Annotated in this window: 19 protein-coding genes, 1 tRNA gene and 1 pseudogene; 9 read left to right on the forward strand and 12 right to left on the reverse strand. The window is 69.4% G+C overall.

The genetic code is table 11. The features are described from left to right. Positions 1 to 169 precede the first annotated feature (169 nt). On the forward strand, positions 170 to 721 hold the full coding sequence (locus E9934_RS09100; protein WP_136562554.1) for a hypothetical protein: 552 nt from the start codon (positions 170 to 172) through the stop codon (positions 719 to 721). 190 nt (positions 722 to 911) lie between these two features. Further along, positions 912 to 1,472, forward strand: coding sequence for a hypothetical protein (locus E9934_RS09105; protein ID WP_136562555.1), 561 nt, complete (start codon positions 912 to 914; stop codon positions 1,470 to 1,472). Positions 1,473 to 1,484: 12 nt separating this feature from the next. Here the strand turns inward: E9934_RS09105 and E9934_RS09110 are convergent, their stop codons facing one another. Beyond that, positions 1,485 to 3,896, reverse strand: coding sequence for an SIR2 family protein (locus tag E9934_RS09110; protein ID WP_136562556.1), 2,412 nt, complete (start codon positions 3,894 to 3,896; stop codon positions 1,485 to 1,487). Positions 3,897 to 4,313: 417 nt separating this feature from the next. Here E9934_RS09110 and E9934_RS09115 point away from each other — a divergent pair, with 417 nt between their 5' ends. The 3 genes and pseudogenes from E9934_RS09115 to E9934_RS09120 all read left to right on the forward strand — a co-directional run bounded on the left by E9934_RS09115 (position 4,314) and on the right by E9934_RS09120 (position 5,825). Then, positions 4,314 to 4,493, forward strand: a complete 180-nt coding sequence (locus E9934_RS09115; RefSeq protein ID WP_136562557.1) for a helix-turn-helix transcriptional regulator — start codon at positions 4,314 to 4,316, stop codon at positions 4,491 to 4,493. Positions 4,494 to 4,523: 30 nt separating this feature from the next. Beyond that, positions 4,524 to 4,640, forward strand: a pseudogene (locus tag E9934_RS20615) (tyrosine-type recombinase/integrase); the annotation flags it as partial. Positions 4,641 to 4,661: 21 nt separating this feature from the next. Beyond that, positions 4,662 to 5,825, forward strand: coding sequence for a tyrosine-type recombinase/integrase (locus E9934_RS09120; RefSeq protein WP_238694853.1), 1,164 nt, complete (start codon positions 4,662 to 4,664; stop codon positions 5,823 to 5,825). 85 nt (positions 5,826 to 5,910) lie between these two features. On the opposite strand, the gene E9934_RS09125 is transcribed toward E9934_RS09120, so the two are convergent. The 8 genes from E9934_RS09125 to E9934_RS09160 form a co-directional block, all read right to left on the reverse strand. Then, positions 5,911 to 5,986 (reverse strand) — tRNA-Ala (locus E9934_RS09125). Between the two features lie 58 nt (positions 5,987 to 6,044). Beyond that, positions 6,045 to 6,296 (reverse strand): hypothetical protein, encoded by a 252-nt coding sequence (locus E9934_RS09130; protein WP_136562559.1) that lies wholly within the window; start codon positions 6,294 to 6,296, stop codon positions 6,045 to 6,047. A 36-nt stretch (positions 6,297 to 6,332) separates the two neighbouring features. Next, complete coding sequence (gene sepX / locus E9934_RS09135) at positions 6,333 to 7,232, reverse strand: divisome protein SepX/GlpR (protein WP_136562560.1); 900 nt, start codon at positions 7,230 to 7,232, stop codon at positions 6,333 to 6,335. Positions 7,233 to 7,313: 81 nt separating this feature from the next. Continuing rightward, positions 7,314 to 7,955 carry a GNAT family N-acetyltransferase gene (locus E9934_RS09140; RefSeq protein ID WP_238694854.1) on the reverse strand — a complete coding sequence of 214 codons (642 nt, stop codon included), beginning with the start codon at positions 7,953 to 7,955 and terminating at the stop codon, positions 7,314 to 7,316. After that, entirely contained in the window at positions 7,952 to 8,446 is a 495-nt protein-coding gene (locus E9934_RS09145; RefSeq protein ID WP_136562561.1) for a MogA/MoaB family molybdenum cofactor biosynthesis protein, read from the reverse strand. Before E9934_RS09145 ends, E9934_RS09140 begins: the two co-directional genes overlap by 4 nt. After that, complete coding sequence (gene moaC, locus E9934_RS09150) at positions 8,443 to 8,922, reverse strand: cyclic pyranopterin monophosphate synthase MoaC (protein WP_202977251.1); 480 nt, start codon at positions 8,920 to 8,922, stop codon at positions 8,443 to 8,445. The genes E9934_RS09145 and moaC overlap by 4 nt, the downstream gene beginning before the upstream one ends. Beyond that, positions 8,919 to 10,124 carry a molybdopterin molybdotransferase MoeA gene (locus tag E9934_RS09155; RefSeq protein WP_136562563.1) on the reverse strand — a complete coding sequence of 402 codons (1,206 nt, stop codon included), beginning with the start codon at positions 10,122 to 10,124 and terminating at the stop codon, positions 8,919 to 8,921. Before E9934_RS09155 ends, moaC begins: the two co-directional genes overlap by 4 nt. After that, positions 10,117 to 11,505, reverse strand: coding sequence for a UTP--glucose-1-phosphate uridylyltransferase (locus tag E9934_RS09160; protein ID WP_136562629.1), 1,389 nt, complete (start codon positions 11,503 to 11,505; stop codon positions 10,117 to 10,119). Before E9934_RS09160 ends, E9934_RS09155 begins: the two co-directional genes overlap by 8 nt. 29 nt (positions 11,506 to 11,534) lie before the next feature. Here E9934_RS09160 and E9934_RS09165 point away from each other — a divergent pair, with 29 nt between their 5' ends. Further along, positions 11,535 to 12,137, forward strand: a complete 603-nt coding sequence (locus E9934_RS09165; RefSeq protein ID WP_238694855.1) for a 5-formyltetrahydrofolate cyclo-ligase — start codon at positions 11,535 to 11,537, stop codon at positions 12,135 to 12,137. Between the two features lie 14 nt (positions 12,138 to 12,151). Here E9934_RS09165 and E9934_RS09170 read toward each other — a convergent pair whose 3' ends face one another. After that, on the reverse strand, positions 12,152 to 14,857 hold the full coding sequence (locus E9934_RS09170) for a penicillin acylase family protein (RefSeq protein WP_136562564.1): 2,706 nt from the start codon (positions 14,855 to 14,857) through the stop codon (positions 12,152 to 12,154). An 85-nt stretch (positions 14,858 to 14,942) separates the two neighbouring features. Here E9934_RS09170 and E9934_RS09175 point away from each other — a divergent pair, with 85 nt between their 5' ends. The 3 genes from E9934_RS09175 to E9934_RS09185 all read left to right on the forward strand — a co-directional run bounded on the left by E9934_RS09175 (position 14,943) and on the right by E9934_RS09185 (position 16,556). After that, entirely contained in the window at positions 14,943 to 15,275 is a 333-nt protein-coding gene (locus tag E9934_RS09175) for an FmdB family zinc ribbon protein (protein WP_136562565.1), read from the forward strand. 213 nt (positions 15,276 to 15,488) lie between these two features. Beyond that, positions 15,489 to 16,142 carry an SAF domain-containing protein gene (locus E9934_RS09180; protein ID WP_136562566.1) on the forward strand — a complete coding sequence of 218 codons (654 nt, stop codon included), beginning with the start codon at positions 15,489 to 15,491 and terminating at the stop codon, positions 16,140 to 16,142. 57 nt (positions 16,143 to 16,199) lie between these two features. Further along, positions 16,200 to 16,556, forward strand: coding sequence for an MscL family protein (locus E9934_RS09185; RefSeq protein ID WP_136562567.1), 357 nt, complete (start codon positions 16,200 to 16,202; stop codon positions 16,554 to 16,556). A gap of 45 nt (positions 16,557 to 16,601) precedes the next feature. Here the strand turns inward: E9934_RS09185 and E9934_RS09190 are convergent, their stop codons facing one another. Then, complete coding sequence (locus E9934_RS09190) at positions 16,602 to 16,787, reverse strand: hypothetical protein (RefSeq protein ID WP_136562568.1); 186 nt, start codon at positions 16,785 to 16,787, stop codon at positions 16,602 to 16,604. Next, complete coding sequence (locus E9934_RS09195; RefSeq protein ID WP_136562569.1) at positions 16,784 to 18,097, reverse strand: LCP family protein; 1,314 nt, start codon at positions 18,095 to 18,097, stop codon at positions 16,784 to 16,786. The genes E9934_RS09190 and E9934_RS09195 overlap by 4 nt, the downstream gene beginning before the upstream one ends. Positions 18,098 to 18,170 lie beyond the last annotated feature (73 nt).

Genomic DNA, 18,170 nt, shown 5'->3' on the forward strand with positions numbered 1-18,170 from the left:
GGCCACTCGTACTCGTCGATTCGAGGGGCACACCTACTCAGCGCTCGGCCCGCCACGAACCCTGCAAGCCGATGATCCGTCGCACGCGGCGGATCGACGCACGTCGCCGATCGGCGGTCACTCGGCGCGCCGATCTCTTCGACCGGCCTGTGAACGAGATGCTTGGATCATGAGACCGGAGTGGGTTGCTGCGTGGGCTGCTGTCGCGACGGCCGTCATCTACGTCGGCCTTGGCGGCCTGGCAGCGTTGCAAATTCGCGAGATGCGCAAGGTCCGCCAACTCAGCTCACGGCCCTATGTGGTTGTCGATTTCGAACTGCGTCGGTCGTTGGTCTACGTCCTAATCACGAACATCGGTCAAACGCCAGCAATCGACGTCGACATTGCCTGGGACAAGCCGCTCCAGACGGTCGGGGTGCTGGCTGAGCCCAAGGACGCATCCGTTTTTAAGGCCCCGATTCCCATGCTCGCGCCCGGACGAGAAATCCGTGTCGCCTACGGGATCTCAAGCAAGGTGCTCAACGAGCCAGGCCTTCCACTTCGCTACACCGCGACGGTGACTTACGCGGACTCGGGCCCGCGGCCTACACGGCACTCAGAGCCGAACGTCCTCGACCTAGAGCTCTATCGGGACGCCGCCGTCGGTCCCAAGGGAATCACGGAGCTGGTGGAGGAGCTCGAGCGAATTCGCAGGGCCATTGCAGGTGGTCGACCGAACTAGCGCCATATGCTTCCTCGGGAGGTCGCACGCTGCACGCGGCGGTCCGTCTCGGCCGCTTTGTGGCGGCTTGACGCAGGTCCAGCAGCGCGAGGAGGCGCGCGACCCTATCCGCCGTGGTTGCCCCTGATGCTGACGTGTCGGTACCTACTGGCATCGTCGGACCTGTCAGATCGTCGTTGGGAGATGAATCGTGGTCGCACCCGAGGTGGCACAGCTGGCAGCCCAGCTTGCGGAGCTTGTTGCGCGGAACGCGGCTGGAGCTGTCGCCAGCCGGATCAGCGCAATCCGCGCGCGCAAGCTAGATCAAGAGGCAATGAATGAACTTATTGAGCTTGTGAATGACCTGATCGCAGACAAGAACGAACTGATCGGAGTGGCGACGGCGTTTGAACAGGAACTCGTGGCGCAGCGGGTCTCTGACAGCGACATCAGCTACATCACTTCGGAACTGCTCCCTGTGGTTGAGCAACTCGTTGGCCTGGCCAGTGATGACACGGAAGCTCGCGAGGCGCTCGATGCCATCAAGGGTCTGGTCACACCCGAAACGCTGACGATCCTGCAACTGGTCGGGTTTAACTTCAGACGAGCGATCGGCGAGCCGCTGACAACGTTGGTGGAGCGCCTGATCTTGAGCAAGATTCCAACGCCGGACCGAGCCGCCGAGCTCCAGGCTCTGCAACTTCGGCAGCAGACCGCCTATTTTGAAGCACTTCTTGACCCAGAGGTCCGGCAGCTGCTGACTCAGGACTGAGTGCGCGACTGACTACTTGGTCTTGCTCTCAAGACGAAGCAACTGTTCGTAATGCTGACGGTCGTTGGTGAACTCTGGATCAGGAATCTCAGCCTCAGCAACCCTCAGGGCGTCGATGCCCTCAGTCAGCACCATCGCATTGCCATTCATTCGCAGAAGGCTGAGCCCGACTTCGCAAAGAAGTCGATAGTTGTGTCGGTCGTCGGGCCGGCGCTGTAGGAGTTTGGAGGCTTGCGACCGCGCCTCGAACAGGAGAGCAACGCGGTCGCCGACCATCAGGCCCTCTGCCTTTTGAGCGCGCATAACGACGAGGCGCACTCGGTAGCGGTCCACGATGTCGTCCTGGCCCAGATCCCGCAGCGCTAGGTCGATCGCCTGCTTGGCCCCACCGGCGTCATCGGCGTCCAGATACTTACGGATCAGGCGTCGATGTGGCGTGCGCTCGGCAGGAACCACACGCACGAGCTCAGTGAGAAGGCGAATCTGGTCATCATGGTTAGGGAGGCGGTCGATTCCCATCTCGCTCGTTGCCAACGCATTGGCTGTTTCTAGTTCGAGCCAAACCGACGGGTTCAGTCCATGAATCAAGTTGTCCAGCAGGTCCAACTGCTCCTGCGGATCGCCGAACTTATAGGTCGCAATGACGTTAGCGATCACGTCGTGACGAGCCGACCACCCGTAAATCCCTCGGTCCTCGTTGATGTCGTGCTCGGAGACCACGCCATCAAGTTGCGACAACTGGTTCGCCAATTGCCCCCCGTCGACTCCGAGCAGGCGGACGATCAACTGTCTGTGCACCTTGCCGCCCATGGCCTGAATTGCGCAGACATAGCGGTAGATATCCTGCGCTTCTATGGGCAGGTCCTTGTACTCGGCGAGCAGTATGTCGTCCAGTTCTTCGAATCCGAAGATGTTCTTGAGGCAAACGTACAACTCAGCGCTGCATCGGTCTCGCAAGTGTCTGATTCGCTGCGGTCGAGTAAGGCCAAGGAAGGAATCCTCGACCAGTTGCCGGATCGCGTTCTGTTGATCGACCAGGTTTACGAACCGCTCGATGTCGACCGGCGTTAGGCGCGACATCGTCTCGACCGAGGATCGCTGCAGCAGAGTGGGTGACTTTCGTCGCGACTTCCATTGGGCACTGTTGGCGGTGATGATCAGTCTGAGGTGCGACCGATCGAGCCTTCCAAGCGCATCCGCCAGGCGGTTGACAGCGACAAGTTGCTCGGTCGCGTCGTCGATGAGGAGAAATCCTTGTCGACTGTTCGCGCGTAGCCGCTCCTCGACCTTCAGCCATGCATCGACATTCAGAGGGAACGAGTTGACGTGCTCCCAACAGATGAAATCCTTGCTGCTTCTTTCTGCAATCAGTCGACGGGCCAGAGTGGTCTTGCCTACGCCAGCACCGCCAATCAGCACCGTCGCCAAGTTCCGGGTTGGATTCTGAGATTCGAGCACGCGCGGCTCGACAGCGCGTTCGATAGTGAAGCCGGCGGCGATGTCTGCGAATGTCGCAGCACCGCCGTTGAAGAGCTTCCGCGCGTTGGGGGCGAGTCCGAGCGCGTGCGCGCAATCGGTGGTCGACGCCCTCAAAGCCAGTGGCAACTCTCTCGCATCAAGGTCGGCGGCCTCCGCTTCTTTGGACTGTCGCGACGCGGGTGTGTGGACCTGTCCAATGGCGTGCAAAAGCGTCTCGAGAGATCCCGACGTTACATCGATCCCGTACTGCTCAAAAATCACCGCCCGGTCCGGATCCGCGTCGTACACCAACAGGTAAACCCGTCCGGGAGTTCCTTCTGCTTGGTTAAGCTGCGCAGCACGCTTCGCCAAGTCCTTCAGGTGTGCGTCCCCGAGAGACTGGCCAATGATCAAGGTGTCGCACGTCAGCATCTCGGCAGAAAGCGAGGTGAATAGCAGCTGATGGTACTCCTGAACCTGGTCGTAGTCCCGTTCAGTGATCACCATGCGATGCTTGTGGCCAATCCCAACATCCTGCGTTAGGCAACCGTGGATCTTGTAGAGAACTGCTCCTCCAAGGCCTTTTTGCCAGTCGTAGTTTGATCGAACTACCGCCAGGGATCGGCCTGATAGGCGATACGCGCGTTCGACCAATAGGTCGAAGTTCGTCGAGTAGACCGATCGCCAATCAAACTCAGGGAGAAGGAGTATGCCGCCTGTGGGTTCCAGGTTGCGAAGTCGCGCCTGTAGGGCTTTAACGAGGTCGGCGCGGGAAGTCCGATGTTCGAAGATTGTGGCGATTTCGGCAAGGTTTTCGCCGATGGGTACGGGCGAAAGCTGTCGTGCAAGGTGCGTGGCAAGTTCTGCACCTGTCGGAGCCCCCGACGGGACACTCGCTCCAGCGCCCAGCAGCAAGACGGTCTGCTCGGGTCGGATCTTCTTTGCGAGCGCCTCGACGCTGTCCACTTGGCACCACCGCTATCTCGTCGAACCGACCCTGCCCCGAACGCCACGAACGGAACCCTCGAACGCACCGTAGTGGTTCCTCATCGGGCGTGAGGCGATTTCATCGGTCGGATTCGACAGACGATCCGTGCCTGCCCGAGTTAGGCAGTCTTCAACCGAAGCGCGGGCTGCATGCTGCCCAGGGCTGGTGCGTCATGCTGGGCGGATTGCAGCAGCCGCTCTGGGATGCCACATGCCGCCGCGGTCCCGGCCCCACCGTCTTTCGCCGCCGATCCTCGACCGGTGTCAACACCCGCGCGTCGGTCGTTTGCACGACATTCATAGGCACGCATTGATCGCTCCCAGCCCATCTCATCCCTAGGTGACTGTCAGGTGTCTCGGGCGGCCGTGGCCGCTCCCGGAGTCAGAGGTGATCAGATGGAAGCAGTGGAGGAGATCCTCACCAGCAGCGAGGTGGCGCGGTGGATCCGGGTGTCGGAGTCGACGCTGTGTCGATGGAGGCAGCGGGGCGAGGGACCACGGGTGACGTGGATGACCGCGACATGTCCGCGCTACCGGCGCCAAGACGTCGAACAATGGCTCGCCCGAGCCTCCTGAATCCGGCAGGCCACGGCACGGCAGACCGCGATGATCGAGAAGACGCCGAGCGGCCGGTTCCGGGCACGCCTGAAGAGTGGGCGGCAGTTCATCGCCAGCCGCACGTTCGACACCAAGCGTGAAGCCACTGACTGGCTGTTCCGGGAGAGAGCAGCGCTTGCTGGCGGAATGGACCCTCGTGCGGGGCGCCGCCAAGTTCGCGCGCTGCTCGAGGAGTGGCTGGTCGTCCGTGAGTTCACAGTTGCCGCGAAGACCTATCGCAGCGATCAGGCGCTGCAGCGCCTGATGCCGACGAGCATGCAGGCAATGCACGTTGCGGCTGTTTCCGAGCGCGAGGTGGCACGGTCCTTCGAGGCGTTGATCCAGCGGGGGCTCAGCGAGCGGTCGGTCGTCCGCTACCGCGCGAGCCTGTCGACGTTCTTCGCCTGGTGCGTGCGTGAGAAGGCCGTGGTCCGCAACCCGGTGACCGCGACGAAGGTGCCGCGGTCCTCGGAGGAGCCGACCGAGATGCGGCCGTGGACCGAGGCCGAGCTCGAGGCGACGTACGACCGCTGGCGAGCGCGGGACCCGCAGCTGGCCGACGTGCTGCTCGTTCTGGGATGGACCGGCATGCGGTGGGGCGAGGCACGGTCCGTCCTCGTCGAGGACGTCGTCACGGTCCCGACGCCGGGGCTGCTGGTACGACGCTCGCAGTCCGAGGGTGGCGCGGTGAAGGCCACCAAGGGGCGGCACGGCCGCCGCGTCCCGGTCGCCGATCGCATCCTGCCGATAATCGAGCGGATGGTCGCCGACAAGGCACCGACCGACCTGTTGATCACCACCGGAGGCGGCGCCCAGCTCCATCGCAACGCGGTGCTGCGGACGGTGAAGTGGGAGGACACTGCCGGCGGCCGCCGCATCCACGATCTGCGCCACACCGCGGCCTGCCTGTGGCTGGCCCGTGGCGTCGACCCCGGCACCGTCCAGGCCTGGATGGGCCACGAGTCGATCGCCACCACCAACCGCTACCTGCACTTCCTCGGCACCTCGGCCGACCAGGCCGGTCTCGACCGGCTCAACGATCCCGCGCGAGGACCTGTCGTCTCACCGGGCAGTGCCCCGAGCTCCACCGCGACCGCCCCGCCAGCAACGGGCGTCCCCACCCGCGGGGACACCCGTGGGGACACGGCCCTGGAGAACCGGCCGGACGCCAGCGACGGCTTGGAACCGTGGGGGGACGGATGCGGGGACGGGGTCGGGGACCGGCTCAGTCGGAGCACTCAGCAGGGCCTGCGTGCCCCCGTTCCGGGCTGGGGGTACGCCGGGGGTAAGCGAGGCGGCGTTTCGTGGTGATCCCGGCCCGCGCGGGGTCGGGCTCACCAGTACCCGAAACGCAAGAACCGGCAGGTCGGAGGCGACCTGCCGGTTCTTTGTCTGCTGGTGGAGCTGAGGGGATTCGAACCCCTGACCTTCTCATTGCGAACGAGACGCGCTACCAACTGCGCCACAGCCCCAAGCGTGGAGAAACGCTAGCACCCGCCGCCGCGAGGAGCCGAATCGGGTCAGGGTGCGTCAGTTGCGGTCCTCATCGGCATGACCCGCTGGCCGCGGCGCGTCCGAACCCTCGATCTCGTCGCCCTCGGCGTCGGGGTCGTCCACGGTGATCGGGCCGGGCGGCGTGCCCTCGGGGAGCGCCACACCGGGGTCGGGGTGCTGGGTGTCGGGCGAGACGGCGGTGGCGGAGTCGGCGTAGGCCTGCTCCTCCTCGCGCGCCTCCTCCTCGCTGGGCTGCTCGGCGTAGGGGCTGTCGTCCTGGCTGCTCATGCCGGGGCTGTACCCGGCAATGGCGCTGATCAGCCGTCAGGAGCCGGTGGCGCGGCGCTGCTCGTCGTCGCCCTGGCCCTCGGCCGCCTCGACGGCACGCTGCGCGTCGGCCTCGCGGGCGAGGCGGGAGTCGGCCTCGTTGCGGCCCGAGCTCCACACGCCGGTGGAGTCGAGGTCGATGGTGCGGACCGTGCGGCCGGCAGCCGCCTTGGCGACGTACGTCGGCAGCGGTACGTCGACCGGCGCCCAGCCGCCCCCGACGGACTCGGGGCCCGACTCGTCGAGCAGAGCGGCCGCGACGACGGGGATCTCGTCGGTGTCGTCGCCGGCGAGGTTGTCGTCGGAGAGGACCGGCACCGTGCCGGTGTCCTCCTCGTCGAGGAGCTGGTCGGCGAGCGTGGTCCGGCGACGACGGCTGCGCTGCGCACGCTGGGCGCGCTCGCGGCGGACCATCAGCCGGCACAGGACGAGCCACGCGACCATCAGGCCGGCCGGGACGGCGGTCCACGCCTGCGCGATGACGCTGCCGATGCCGAGACCGGCGACGGCGATGATCGCCAGGAGGAGGATGTTGAAGACGCGCCGGCGACGGTCGGCGGCGCGGCGGGCCGCGGCCTGCTGCTGGCGACGACGGCGGCGCTCGGCGGCGTCGAGGCCGGCCTCGTCGCGTCGCGGCTCCGGGCGGGCGACCGCCACGACGACCTCGGACTCGACCTCGACCTCGACCTCGGAGGTGACCTCAGTGGTCGAACCCGAGACCAGGACGGTCTCGCGGCCCGACACCGCGTCACGGCGGGCCAGCACCCGCAGGCGGTCGGAGAAGCCGTCGACCGACCGGCTGATGGCGTCCTCCTCGTGCTGCCGGAGGGCCTTGGGGACGAGGTACACGGCCCACGCCACCGCCAGTGCGACGAAGATCAGTGCGCTCAGGTCCACACCGGAAGGTTAGGAGCGCTAGCGCACGGTGGGGCGCATGTCCATCGGTGTGTCACAGATTGATTCCTGTGACTGATGGGGTCACGCCGGGTCGTGCTCCTCGAGCCGCACCAGCACGCCTCGTGGCGCCTCCTCCTTGGTGACGGCGAAGATCCGGTGGTCGCGCCACTCGCCGTCGATGTGGAGGAAGTTCGGGGCATAGCCGACCTCGCGGATGCCGAGCTTCTCGACCACGCGCAGGGAGTTGGTGTTCTCGGGGCGGATACAGATCTCGATGCGGTGCAGGCCGGCGACGAAGAAGCAGTGGTCGATGACCATCGCGACGGCGCGGGGGATGACACCGCGGCCGGCGAACTCGTGGTCGATCCAGTAGCCGACCGACGCGAACTGCGCCGAGCCCCGCACGATGTTGTTGACGCTCACCTGGCCGGCGAACCGGCCGTCGACCTCCACGACGAAGGGGTACGTCGTCCCCTGCCGTGCCGCGAGCTGCAGCCGCCGGACCAGGGCCCGGAAGGACATCGGCCGCGGGTCCGCACCGGGCGGGGCAGTGGCGTCCCAGCGGGCCAGCCACAGCGCGTTGCGGCGCCGGGCCGAGCGCCAGGCCGACGCGTCACGACGACTGATCGGCCGCAGCCGCACGACCGGGTCCGTGCCGGAGATGAGCTCGTTGGGCCAGGCCCGACCCGGCGCCGCGACACGCATCCGCTCGCGACTGCTCAATGGTCGCTCCCGACGATCTGCTCGACCGCATGCACCAGCACCGGCGCGAGGACCGCGAGCGCGTCCTTCACGCCGCCGCGCGAGCCGGGCAGGTTGACGACCAGCGCGGTGCCGGCGACCCCGGCCAGACCCCGGGACAGCGCCGCGGTCGGCACACCCTTGGCGATGCCGGCCGCGCGGATCGCCTCGGCGAGTCCCGGGACCTCGCGGTCGAGCAACGGCCGGGTGACCTCGGGAGTGCGGTCGGTCGGGGTGAGACCGGTGCCGCCGGTGGTCAGCACGACGCGGGCGCCGCCCGCCACCGCGGCAGCGATCGCCTCCCCCACCGGCTCGCCGTCGGGACGCACGTCCGGGTCGTCGACCACGAAGCCCAGCTCCCGCAGCGCAGCGACGATGAGCGGGCCGGTCGTGTCGTCGTAGACACCAGCGGCGGCACGGTTGGACGCGACGACCACGGCCGCGCGGCGCTCGGCGCCCCCCGCAGCGGTCATCGCGCCCAGTCCCCCGACTTGCCGCCGGTCTTGGACTCGACCCGCACGTCGGTGATGACGGCGGCCTTGTCGACCGCCTTCACCATGTCGACGACGGTCAGCGCAGCGACCGAGACGGCCGTCAGCGCCTCCATCTCGACGCCCGTGCGGTCGCTGGTCCGCACCGTCGCGGTGATCTCGACGGCGTCGTCGGCGACCTCGAGGTCCACGACCACGCCGGAGATCGCGAGCGGGTGACACAGCGGGACCAGGTCGGGCGTCCGCTTCGCGCCCATGATCCCGGCGATCCGCGCGACCGCGAGCGCGTCGCCCTTCGGCACGCCCTCACCGCGCAGCAGACCGACCACCTCGGCCGACACCAGCACCCGGCCCGACGCGCGGGCCTCCCGGGTGGTCACGTCCTTGGCCGACACGTCGACCATCCGGGCCGCACCCTTGTCGTCGACATGGGTCAGCCGTGCCGGCTCCTCGGTCACCAGACCTCCTCATGATGAAGCTCGGGATGAAGCGTCAGCACCTCGACGTGCGTGCCCGCAGGGACCACCCTCCCGCGTGGCGGTACGACGAGCAATGCGTCGGCCTGCGCGAGGAGTCGTTGCGAGTGACCGGCGTGGCCGGGCAGCGGCTGCCAGCGGCCGGTGTCGTCACGGCGGGCTGGCAGCAGCACGGTCCGGTCGGTGCCCGTCACGTCGGTGGCCAGCTCCGCCGACCGGCGCCGCCACTCCCTGCCGGTCAGCGCGGTGATCGCAGGGACGACGTACAGCAGGAACGAGGCGAGGGCCGCGATCGGCGTGCCGGGGAGCGTGACCACCGGGACCCGGCGGCCGTCGGCCTCGAGGTGGCCGCAACCCTGCGGACGGCCGGGCTTCATCGCGACCGGGCCGAACCAGAAGTCGTCCTCGTGCCGCAGCACCGCCTTGACGACGTCGTGGTCGCCGGCAGAGACACCACCGGTCGTCACGACGAGGTCGCTGTCGGCGGCCGCCGCGAGCAGTCGGGCGCGGAAGGCGGCGGGGTCGTCGGACACCGGGCCGCGCACGACCGGGTCGGCGCCGGCGCCGCGGGCGGCTGAGGCGAGGGTGATGCTGTTGCTGTCGGGGACGTGCCCGTCGACGAGCTCGGCGCCCGTCGACAGGATCGCGACGCGGGGGCGGGCGCGGACGACGACCTCGCTCGCGCCGACCGAGGTCAGCAGCCCGAGTGAGCCGGGGCCCAGTCTCGTGCCCGCGCCGAGGGCGACCTCGCCGGCGGCGACGTCCTCGCCCGCGCGGCGGATGTGACGTCCGGGCGGAGCGCTGCGGCCGATCGTGACCGGGTCGCCCGCGTCAGTCCACTCGAACGGGACAACGAGGTCGGCGCCCGGCGGGACCGGGGCGCCGGTCATGATCCGGATCGCCGCGCCGTCAGGGAGGTCGACGAGCTCGTCACCGGCGGCGACGGCAGCGGCGACCGGCAGCACGACGGGGGCCGCGTCGGAGGCAGTGGCGACGTCGGCGGCCCGGACGGCGAAGCCATCCATCGCGGCGTGGTCGAAGGGCGGGACGGACAGGGCGGCGGCGACGTCCTCGGCCAGCACCCGGCCGAGGGCGTCGACGACGGCGATGCGCTCGGTCGCCGCGGTCGGGACGATGCCCGCCAGGATCCGGGCCCGGTGGTCCTCGACCGAGGGATCAGGCATCTCCGGACAGGACCTCGCCCTCGGGGACCCGCTGCGCACCCTTGCCGCTCAGCTCGACGGCGCCGACGACCTGCACGCCATGGCCGAAGGTCCAGTCCCCGTTGACCGTCAGCGCGCTCGCCCTCGCGAGCGACGGGGCGCCCTCGGGGAAGCGCTTGTCGAACTCCCCCACGACCTTGAAGTGCGCCGGGTCGAGGTCGACGAAGGGGACGTCGGAGGCGACCTGGGTCAGCGCGAAGTCGTCGCCGATCGCATAGACGTCGGAGCGCAGCACCAGCAGGTCGTTGGTGGTCTTGACCGGGATGAACCGGTCGCGGCCGACCTCGATCAGCCGCGCACCCTCGAACACCTCGATCGCCGCGCCCATCGCGGTCTCGACCTGCACGACCTTCGGGCTGGCCGGGTCGGCCGGGTCGACGGTCTTCTCGTTGCGGATGAGCGGGAGGCCGAGGATGCCGTCGCGCTCGTCCAGCTTCTGCTTCATCGCGTGCAGGTCGAACCACAGGTTGTTGGTCGAGGTGAACCGGTGCCGGTCGAGGTCGGCCAACGCGGCCAGGTCCTCCTTGGCCGTCTGCGCGGTCTCCCGCAGCACGATCCGGCCGTCCGCCTTGCGGCGCGCGAAGTGGCCGCCCTTGCGGTCCGAGGCCGTACGACGGACCGCCTCGATCGCGAAGGGCGCACCGGACGCGGCGAACCAGCCCGCGACCCGCGGCGCCGGCACGGCACCGAGGTTGTCGGAGTTGGACACGAACGCGTAGCGGTAGCCCTGCTCGATCAGCAGGTCGAGGAGGCCGGTGCCCCGCAGCGCCGTGTAGATGTCACCGTGCCCGGGCGGACACCACTCGAGCTCGGGATCCTTCGGCCACTCGACCGGCAGCAGGCCGTCGAGGAGCAGCCGGGGCTCCTTGTTCTGCAGGAACTCCAGCGGCAGGCCGGGCACCTCGAGGTCCTCGTAGCGAGCGAGCGCGTGGAGGGTGTCGGCCGAGGTGCGGAACGAGTTCATCACGATCAGCGGCAGCGGGGCGTCGTACTCCTTGCGGAGGTGGAGCGCCTGCCGGGCGATGATGTCGAGGAAGGACAGGCCGCGGCGCACGCAGAGCAGCGACTTGGCGCGCTCCATGCCCATCGACGTGCCCAGGCCGCCGTTGAGCTTGATCGCGACGGTCTTGCGGATCGCGTCGGCCGCGACGTCGTCGGCGACCTCGACGTCGGCGAGGCTCTCCATGTCGACGGGCTCAATGGTCGACTCGGGGATCAGGCCGGTCTCACCGTGCTCGAGCAGCCGGTAGTAGTGCGCGAAGGTCTCGACGGCCACCGGGTCGACGCCCGCCTCGACCATCTTGGCCCGCGCCTTGTCCAGGCCACTCCTGCGCCCACCCATACCCATGCTGCCGATCGTAGGCTTGTCGGGTGTCGGAGCGACAACCGAGTCCAGCGACGCAGGCCGCGATCGCCAAGGTGGCCCTGCGCGACCAGCTCCTGACCGCCCGTCGCCGACGCGCGCTGGCCGAGATCGGCGACGCCGCCCGGAAGATCGCCGAGCACCTGCTCGCCGACGCCGACGTACGACGGGCCGCGACCGTCGCCGCCTATGTCTCCGTCGGCAGCGAGCCCGGCACGTCCGTCCTGCTCGACCGGCTCCGGGAGGCTGGCAAGCGGGTGCTGCTGCCGGTCCTGCTGCCCGACAACGACCTCGACTGGGCCGCCTACGAGGGCGCCGCGGACCTGGTGTCAGCGGGCCGGGGCCTGCTCGAGCCGGCCGGCCCGTCGCTGGGTGTCGAGGCGGTCGCCACCGCCGACGTGGTCCTCGTCCCCGGCCTCGCCGTCTCCCGGACGGGCCTGCGGATGGGGCGCGGCGGCGGCTCCTACGACCGGGCACTGGGTCGCGTCCCCGTCGGCACCACGACCTGCGTGCTGCTCTACGCCGACGAGGTCCTCGACCACGTCCCCGCCGAGCCGCACGACCGCCCCGTCACCGCCGCCGCCACCCCCGACGGCATCCTCCGCTTCTGAGGCTCGGGACGGGGTCAGTCCTGGGGCTGCAGGGTCAGCACGTCCTCGCCGGCGTCCTCGACGGCGTCCTCGCCGAACGCCCACGGGAGGGTGTCGCCGCGGGCCCAGAGGTCGGTCTGGTCGGTGTAGTGGGGGTGGAAGGCGTGGCCGGAGACACCGGTGAGGTTGATCCAGCGCGCGGCGTCGAGGTCGTCCATCGGCACGACCATCCGCATCGACGGGGCAGTGACGACGCCGTAGTCGGCGACGGTCCCCTGCGGCTGTCGGGTGGTGGCACTGGCGTCCCAGCCGGTGGCGTTGACGATCGAGCTGCCGCCGCCGACGTCCCAGCCGCCGCGGTTGAACAGGGCCTCCACGACGCCGATGCCCGACTCGCCGAGCGTCGAGGAGCGCAGGTCGAGCTCGTGCAGCGCGCCCCACGTCCACTCGTCGGCCTTCGGCGACTGCCGCGCGGTGAGCTCGTCGCGGGCGGCGAGCAGCGCGGCCTCCAGGACGTCGTCACGCTTCTCCACGACGTCCTCGGTCTCGACGTCGTCCCACCACGGGCTGGACGGGCGCTGGAGCAGCCCCGTGACGACGCTGAACCAGCGATCGCCGCCGTCGGGCGCGAGGCCCTCCGGCAGCTCGTCGGTGAAGGTCCGGCGCAGCACCTCGCGCCACACGACGTTGAAGTACGCCGCCGCGGCACTGTCGGCCCGCTCCTGGTGGTCCCAGCCCCGGAGCAGCCGCTGGCCGTCGGAGTAGTAGCCGGCGGGCAGGTCGATGCCCAGCAGGTACGGCGTCAGGACGGCACCCATCGCACTCCACTCGTCGAGCTGGACGGCCGCCATCCGCTCCACGTCGATCCCGCCGGCCGCGACCTCCTCGGCGAGCAGTTCGCCGATCCGCGTCGAGCGGTAGCCCTGGTCCCAGTCGGAGGTGAGGAACGGCTGGTAGCGCGCGGGATCGATGACGGCCTGGTTGGCGGTGGTGATGACGCCGCCCTCGGGGTCGAGCACCGACGGCAGGTCCTCGTAGGGGATGTGGCGGCCGGTCCAGCCGGTCTCGGGGAGCCAGCCGGCGGCGGGCTGCCGTCCGTCGTTGCCCCGTCGGCGGATCGGCACGAGGCCGGTGGCCTGGTAGCCGATGTGTCCCTCGGTGTCGGCGTAGACGACGTTCTGCCCGGGCGCCGCGAAGCCCGCGAGGGCGGTGCGGAAGCTGTCCCAGTCGCTGGCCATGTTGAGGGCCAGCAACGCGTCCGCGGTCGGCCGCGGCTCCAGCGCGGTCCAGGCCAGGGAGACACCGAGCTCGGTCCCCTCGCCGGTGTCGGGCCCGGCCTCCGCGGCCGCGTCGCCGACCTGGTCGAGCTGGTCGACGAGGCCGTCGTCGGTGTAGTCGACGCCGCTGTCGAGCCGGCCACCGTCATCGGAGAGCTCGGCGAGGTCGGAGAGCAGCGGCCCGTGGTCGGTGGAGCGGACGGTGAGCGAGATGTCGTCGCCGTCGCGGACCTCGATCGTCTCCTCGCGGGTGGTGAGCGGACGGAGGCGGCCGTCGTACTCCCACTCGTCGCCGTCGAGTCGCTCGACGAACAGGTCGGTGACGTCGGGCGCGAGATTGGTGAAGCCCCAGGCGATGTCGCGGTTGTGGCCGATCACGACGCCGGGGACGCCGGAGAAGCTGAAGCCGGCGACGTCGAGCGGACACTGCGCCGACAGCGTGCGGCAGTGCAGGCCCACCTGGGTCCACACGCCCGGCAGGGAGACGCCGAGATGCGGGTCGTTGGCGAGGATCGGGGCGCCACTGGTCGTGTGCTCGCCCCCGACCACCCAGCCGTTGCTGCCGATGCCGTCGCCCTTGCCCAGCAGGGCCGGGAGGGCGGAGACCACGCCGCTGGTCCGCGCCAGCGCCGCGACCGCGTCAGGCGCTGACGCCGGGTCCCCCTGGTCCGGCACGCTGCCCTCGGTGGGCTCGGCGTCCTGGTCGAAGCCGTCCGGCCCGACGGCGCCCTGCCCCACGATCGGCGGGTGCTCGGCGACCGGATAGTCGGGATGGAGCGCGGCGGCGCGGCCAGGACCCACCGCCGCTGCGGTCAGGGCCCGGCCGATCTCCTCCTCGAGGTTGCCGCGCAGGTCCCAGGCCATCGCCTTCAGCCAGGCGAGCGAGTCGACCGCCGACCAGTCCTCGGGCGTGTAGTCGAGACCGGTGAGCCCGAGCAGCGTGTATTCCAGCGAGATGTCGCCGGTCGGCCGCCCCGCCAGATAGGCGTTGACGCCCTCGGCGTAGGCGTCGAGCGCGTTGCGCGTCGCTGGCTGCAGCAGCTTGACCTCCTGCTCGGCGACGTCGCGCCAGCCGAGGGTTCGCACCACGAGATCGGTCTCCAGACTGGCCTCGCCGAAGAGCTCCGAGAGCCGCCCGGCGGTCGCGTGGCGTCGTACGTCCATCTCGAAGAAGCGGTCCTGCGCGTGCACGTAGCCCTGCGCCAGCATCAGGTCGTTCATCGAGTCGGCGTAGATCTGCGGGATCCCGGCGTCGTCGCGGACGACCCGCACCTCCCCCTCCAGGCCGGGTACGACGAGCTCGCCGCTCGTCTGCGGCCACGACCGTCGCACGGTGACCACCGCCGTGGTCAGTCCGGCCACGAGGGCGATGACGAGCACGACGGCAATGCCGGCGAACCACTTCAGCTGTCGCGACCAGGCACGGAATCCGCGCCGGGTCCCGTTCGTTGTTCCCTCCACCATGGTGGTCGCCATTGTGCCGTCTGCCCCCGACGTGACGTAGCATTGGCACTCGAAAGTCGAGAGTGCCAACGTTTCCGGAGTCCCGATGCCGACCTACCAGTACCAGTGCACCGAGTGCGGTCACGCCTTCGAGCAGGTGCAGTCCTTCAGCGACGACGCCCTGACCGTCTGCCCCGAGTGCTCGGGCCGCCTGCGCAAGCTGTTCAACTCGGTCGGCGTCGTCTTCAAGGGCTCGGGCTTCTACAAGACCGACAGCCGCTCGAGCAGCTCGGCCACCGCGGGCAGCTCCTCGTCCTCCAGCACGGACTCCTCCTCCAGCAGCTCCGGCTCCTCCGACTCCGGCTCGTCGAGCGCGAAGCCGGCTGCGACCAGCAGCTCCAGCAGCAGCTCCTCCAGCTCGGCCGCCTCCCCCGCCTGACGCGTCCGCCCTTCGGTCGTCGAGTAGCCCACGAGGAACGAGCGGGCGTATCGAGACGCGGTGCGATGGTGCTGGGACCGGCCCGGTCCGGAGCAGAGGCTGCGGTCCGTCTCGATACGCGGCTCGCTGGCGCTCGCCTGCTACTCGACGAACGACGCGAGGCGCCTGTGGAGGACGGCGGCACGCACGGCCGGACCGGCCTAGCGTCGGGCCATGGAAACTCGGGATCTCCGGCGCCGTTGGCGTGACCGGCGCCAGCAGGCGCGTCGCCGTCTGCTGCGCCACCGCCACCTGCTCGCCCTGGTGCTCACCGGCGTCGCCGTGCTCGCGACCCTGCGCACCCTCGCCCCTCCCCCGCCGGCGACCACGGTCGTGCTGGTCGCTGCTCGCGACCTCGCTGCCGGCGAGGTGCTGGAGGCCGGCGACCTGACCGAGGCACACCTCCCCCCGGACCTGGTGCCGGCGGGCATCGCGAGCACGCCGGTCGGGCAGACGCTCGCGGGTCCGTTGCGCCGCGGCGAGCCGGTCACCGACGTACGGCTGACCGGGCCGGAGCTCGCCACCGGCCAGCCCCCGGACACGGTGGCGCAGCCGGTGCGCCTCACCGACGCGGGGCAGGCGGCGCTGCTCGGGACGGGCGACAGGATCGACCTGATCGCCACCGATCCGCGCTCGGGGGCATCGCTTGCCCTGGCCTTCGACGTGACCGTCCTGGCGGTGCCGCCGACCGACCATGCGAGCGACCCCGCCCTGCCCGGCCGCCTCGTCCTGCTCGCCGTCGATGCGGGCGACGTCCTCGACATCACAGCGGCGTCCAGCACGTCGTACGTGACCTACACGTGGCGTCGTGACACGAAGTCACACTAAGGTGCGAGGCAGTTTGGTCCCTCTTTCCACCATCTCTCGGGACCTGAAGGAGAAGAAATGACCGGTTTCAGGAACTTCCTGCTCAAGGGCGACCTCGTCGAGCTGGCGGTCGCGTTCATCATGGCGACGTCGTTCGCGGTGGTCGTCCAGACCTTCACGGGGACGCTCACGGGCTTCATCGGCAAGGTCTTCGACCAGCCCGACTTCGGCGGAGCCGAGATCGCGGACGTCAACGTCGGCTTGTTCATCAACGCGGTCATCGCGTTCGTGATCATGGCCGCGATCGTCTACTTCCTGGTCGTGACGCCCTACACCAAGGCCAAGGAGCGCTACTTCCCGGTCGACGCCGCCGGGCCGTCCGAGGTCGAGCTGCTCACCCAGATCCGCGACTCGCTGGCCAACAAGCAGATCTGACCAACCAGGCGTCGCCGTACGACGCCCGGCTGACCAGGTGCCGTCTCACCCTCCGTGGTGGGGCGGCACCTGCGATTTCAGCCACTGGTCACTGGCCGACTCGCGCTCCTGCGGCCGCCGCTCGTCGCGCTCGTCCGAGGTGGTGTCGGGCAGGCCGTCGCCGAAGACGGCGTCGAGCCGCCGGCGACGCTTCCACTCCGGCTCCCCGACGGCCTTCTCCTCGTCGCTCACGAGCAGAGCCCGGCCGCCTCGCGGCCCGCGCTGGACAGACCGCCCGACGAGCCGGGGTCGGTCGCGGTGTCGCTCGGGTCGGTCGGGTCAGTGGCGTCGTCCGAGGGCGACCCGGACGGCGAGTCCGACGAGCCCTGCGACGGGTCCGTCGTCGAGCCGCTGCCGTCGGGCTTGTCGTCGGCGCTGATCGCGTCCTTGAGGAACTCCTGCGTCAGCGGCCGGTCCTGACGCACGAGACGCCACAGCCTGTCGGCCTCGCTGGTCAGCTCGATCCCGGAGCTGACCTTGTCGGAGTAGATCCACGGCGGGGTGACGAACTTGATGTTGTCGGCGCCGATGCCCTGGGCCGTGCGGGCGAGGTCGGCCATCTCGGCGATGTTCTCGAAGTCGGTGTGCAGCGAGGAGGTCGCTGCGTTCATGAAGCGGATCAGCCGGTCGGGGCGCGCCACCATGCCGAGGGTGAGCGCCTTGTTGATCATCGAGCCGATGAACGCCTGCTGGCGGCGGGTGCGGTTGGGGTCGATGCCCTGACCGATGCCATAGCGGACCCGGACGTAGGCGAGCGCCTCGTTGCCCTGGATCTCGCGCGTTCCGGCGTCGAGGTGGATGTTGTGGTTGTCGTCGTCGATGTCGAACGGGACGCACACCTCGACCCCGTCGAGGGCGTTGACCATGTCCTTGAACTGGTTGAAGTCGATGACGACGTAGTTGTCGATCCGGATCCGGTAGGTCTGCTCGAACTGCTGGATCGTGCAGGCGGGACCACCGGTGGCGTAGGCCTCGTTCCACTTCACGTAGCCGCCACTGCCGGGGATCTCGCTGCCGTCCTTCTCGTAGCAGGACGGCCGGATCACCGCGGTGTCGCGCGGGACGGAGATGCCGTAGGCGAACTTCCGGTCGGCGGAGAGGTGGAACAGGATCGTGGTGTCCGACAGGCCGCCACCGGCCTCGCCGTCGATGCCGTTGCCCTCACCGGAGCGGGTGTCGGAGCCCATCACCAGGATGTTCATCGGCTCCTGCGGCCCGGCGACCTCGACCTTCTCCGGGCGGTTGCGCAGCTGGTCGGACACGCTCTCGTGCTCGAGGTTGCCGTTCCAGTTGTTGTAGACCAGCACCACGCCGACGCCGGTGAGCAGGCCGAGGCTCATCAGGCTGGCGAGAATCACCCGCAGCACGGTCTTGCGCGGCTGCGCCGCCTTGCGTCGACCGCCCCGGTGGCTGCGAGCCGCGCGCGCCCGACGACGGTCGGCGCGCGAGGTCGCCACCCGGCGGGCTCGGCCGCCCGGCTGCGTGGGGCTCTCCTGCGTCATGCTTCACCTGGTCCTGCGGCCGCCGGCGGCGGGATGTGTCGGGGCACGGTCGTGCGGTCGCTGCCGAGTCAGC

The organism is Nocardioides caeni, assembly GCF_004912195.1.
In the GTDB taxonomy this organism is placed as follows: Bacteria; Actinomycetota; Actinomycetes; order Propionibacteriales; family Nocardioidaceae; genus Nocardioides; species Nocardioides caeni.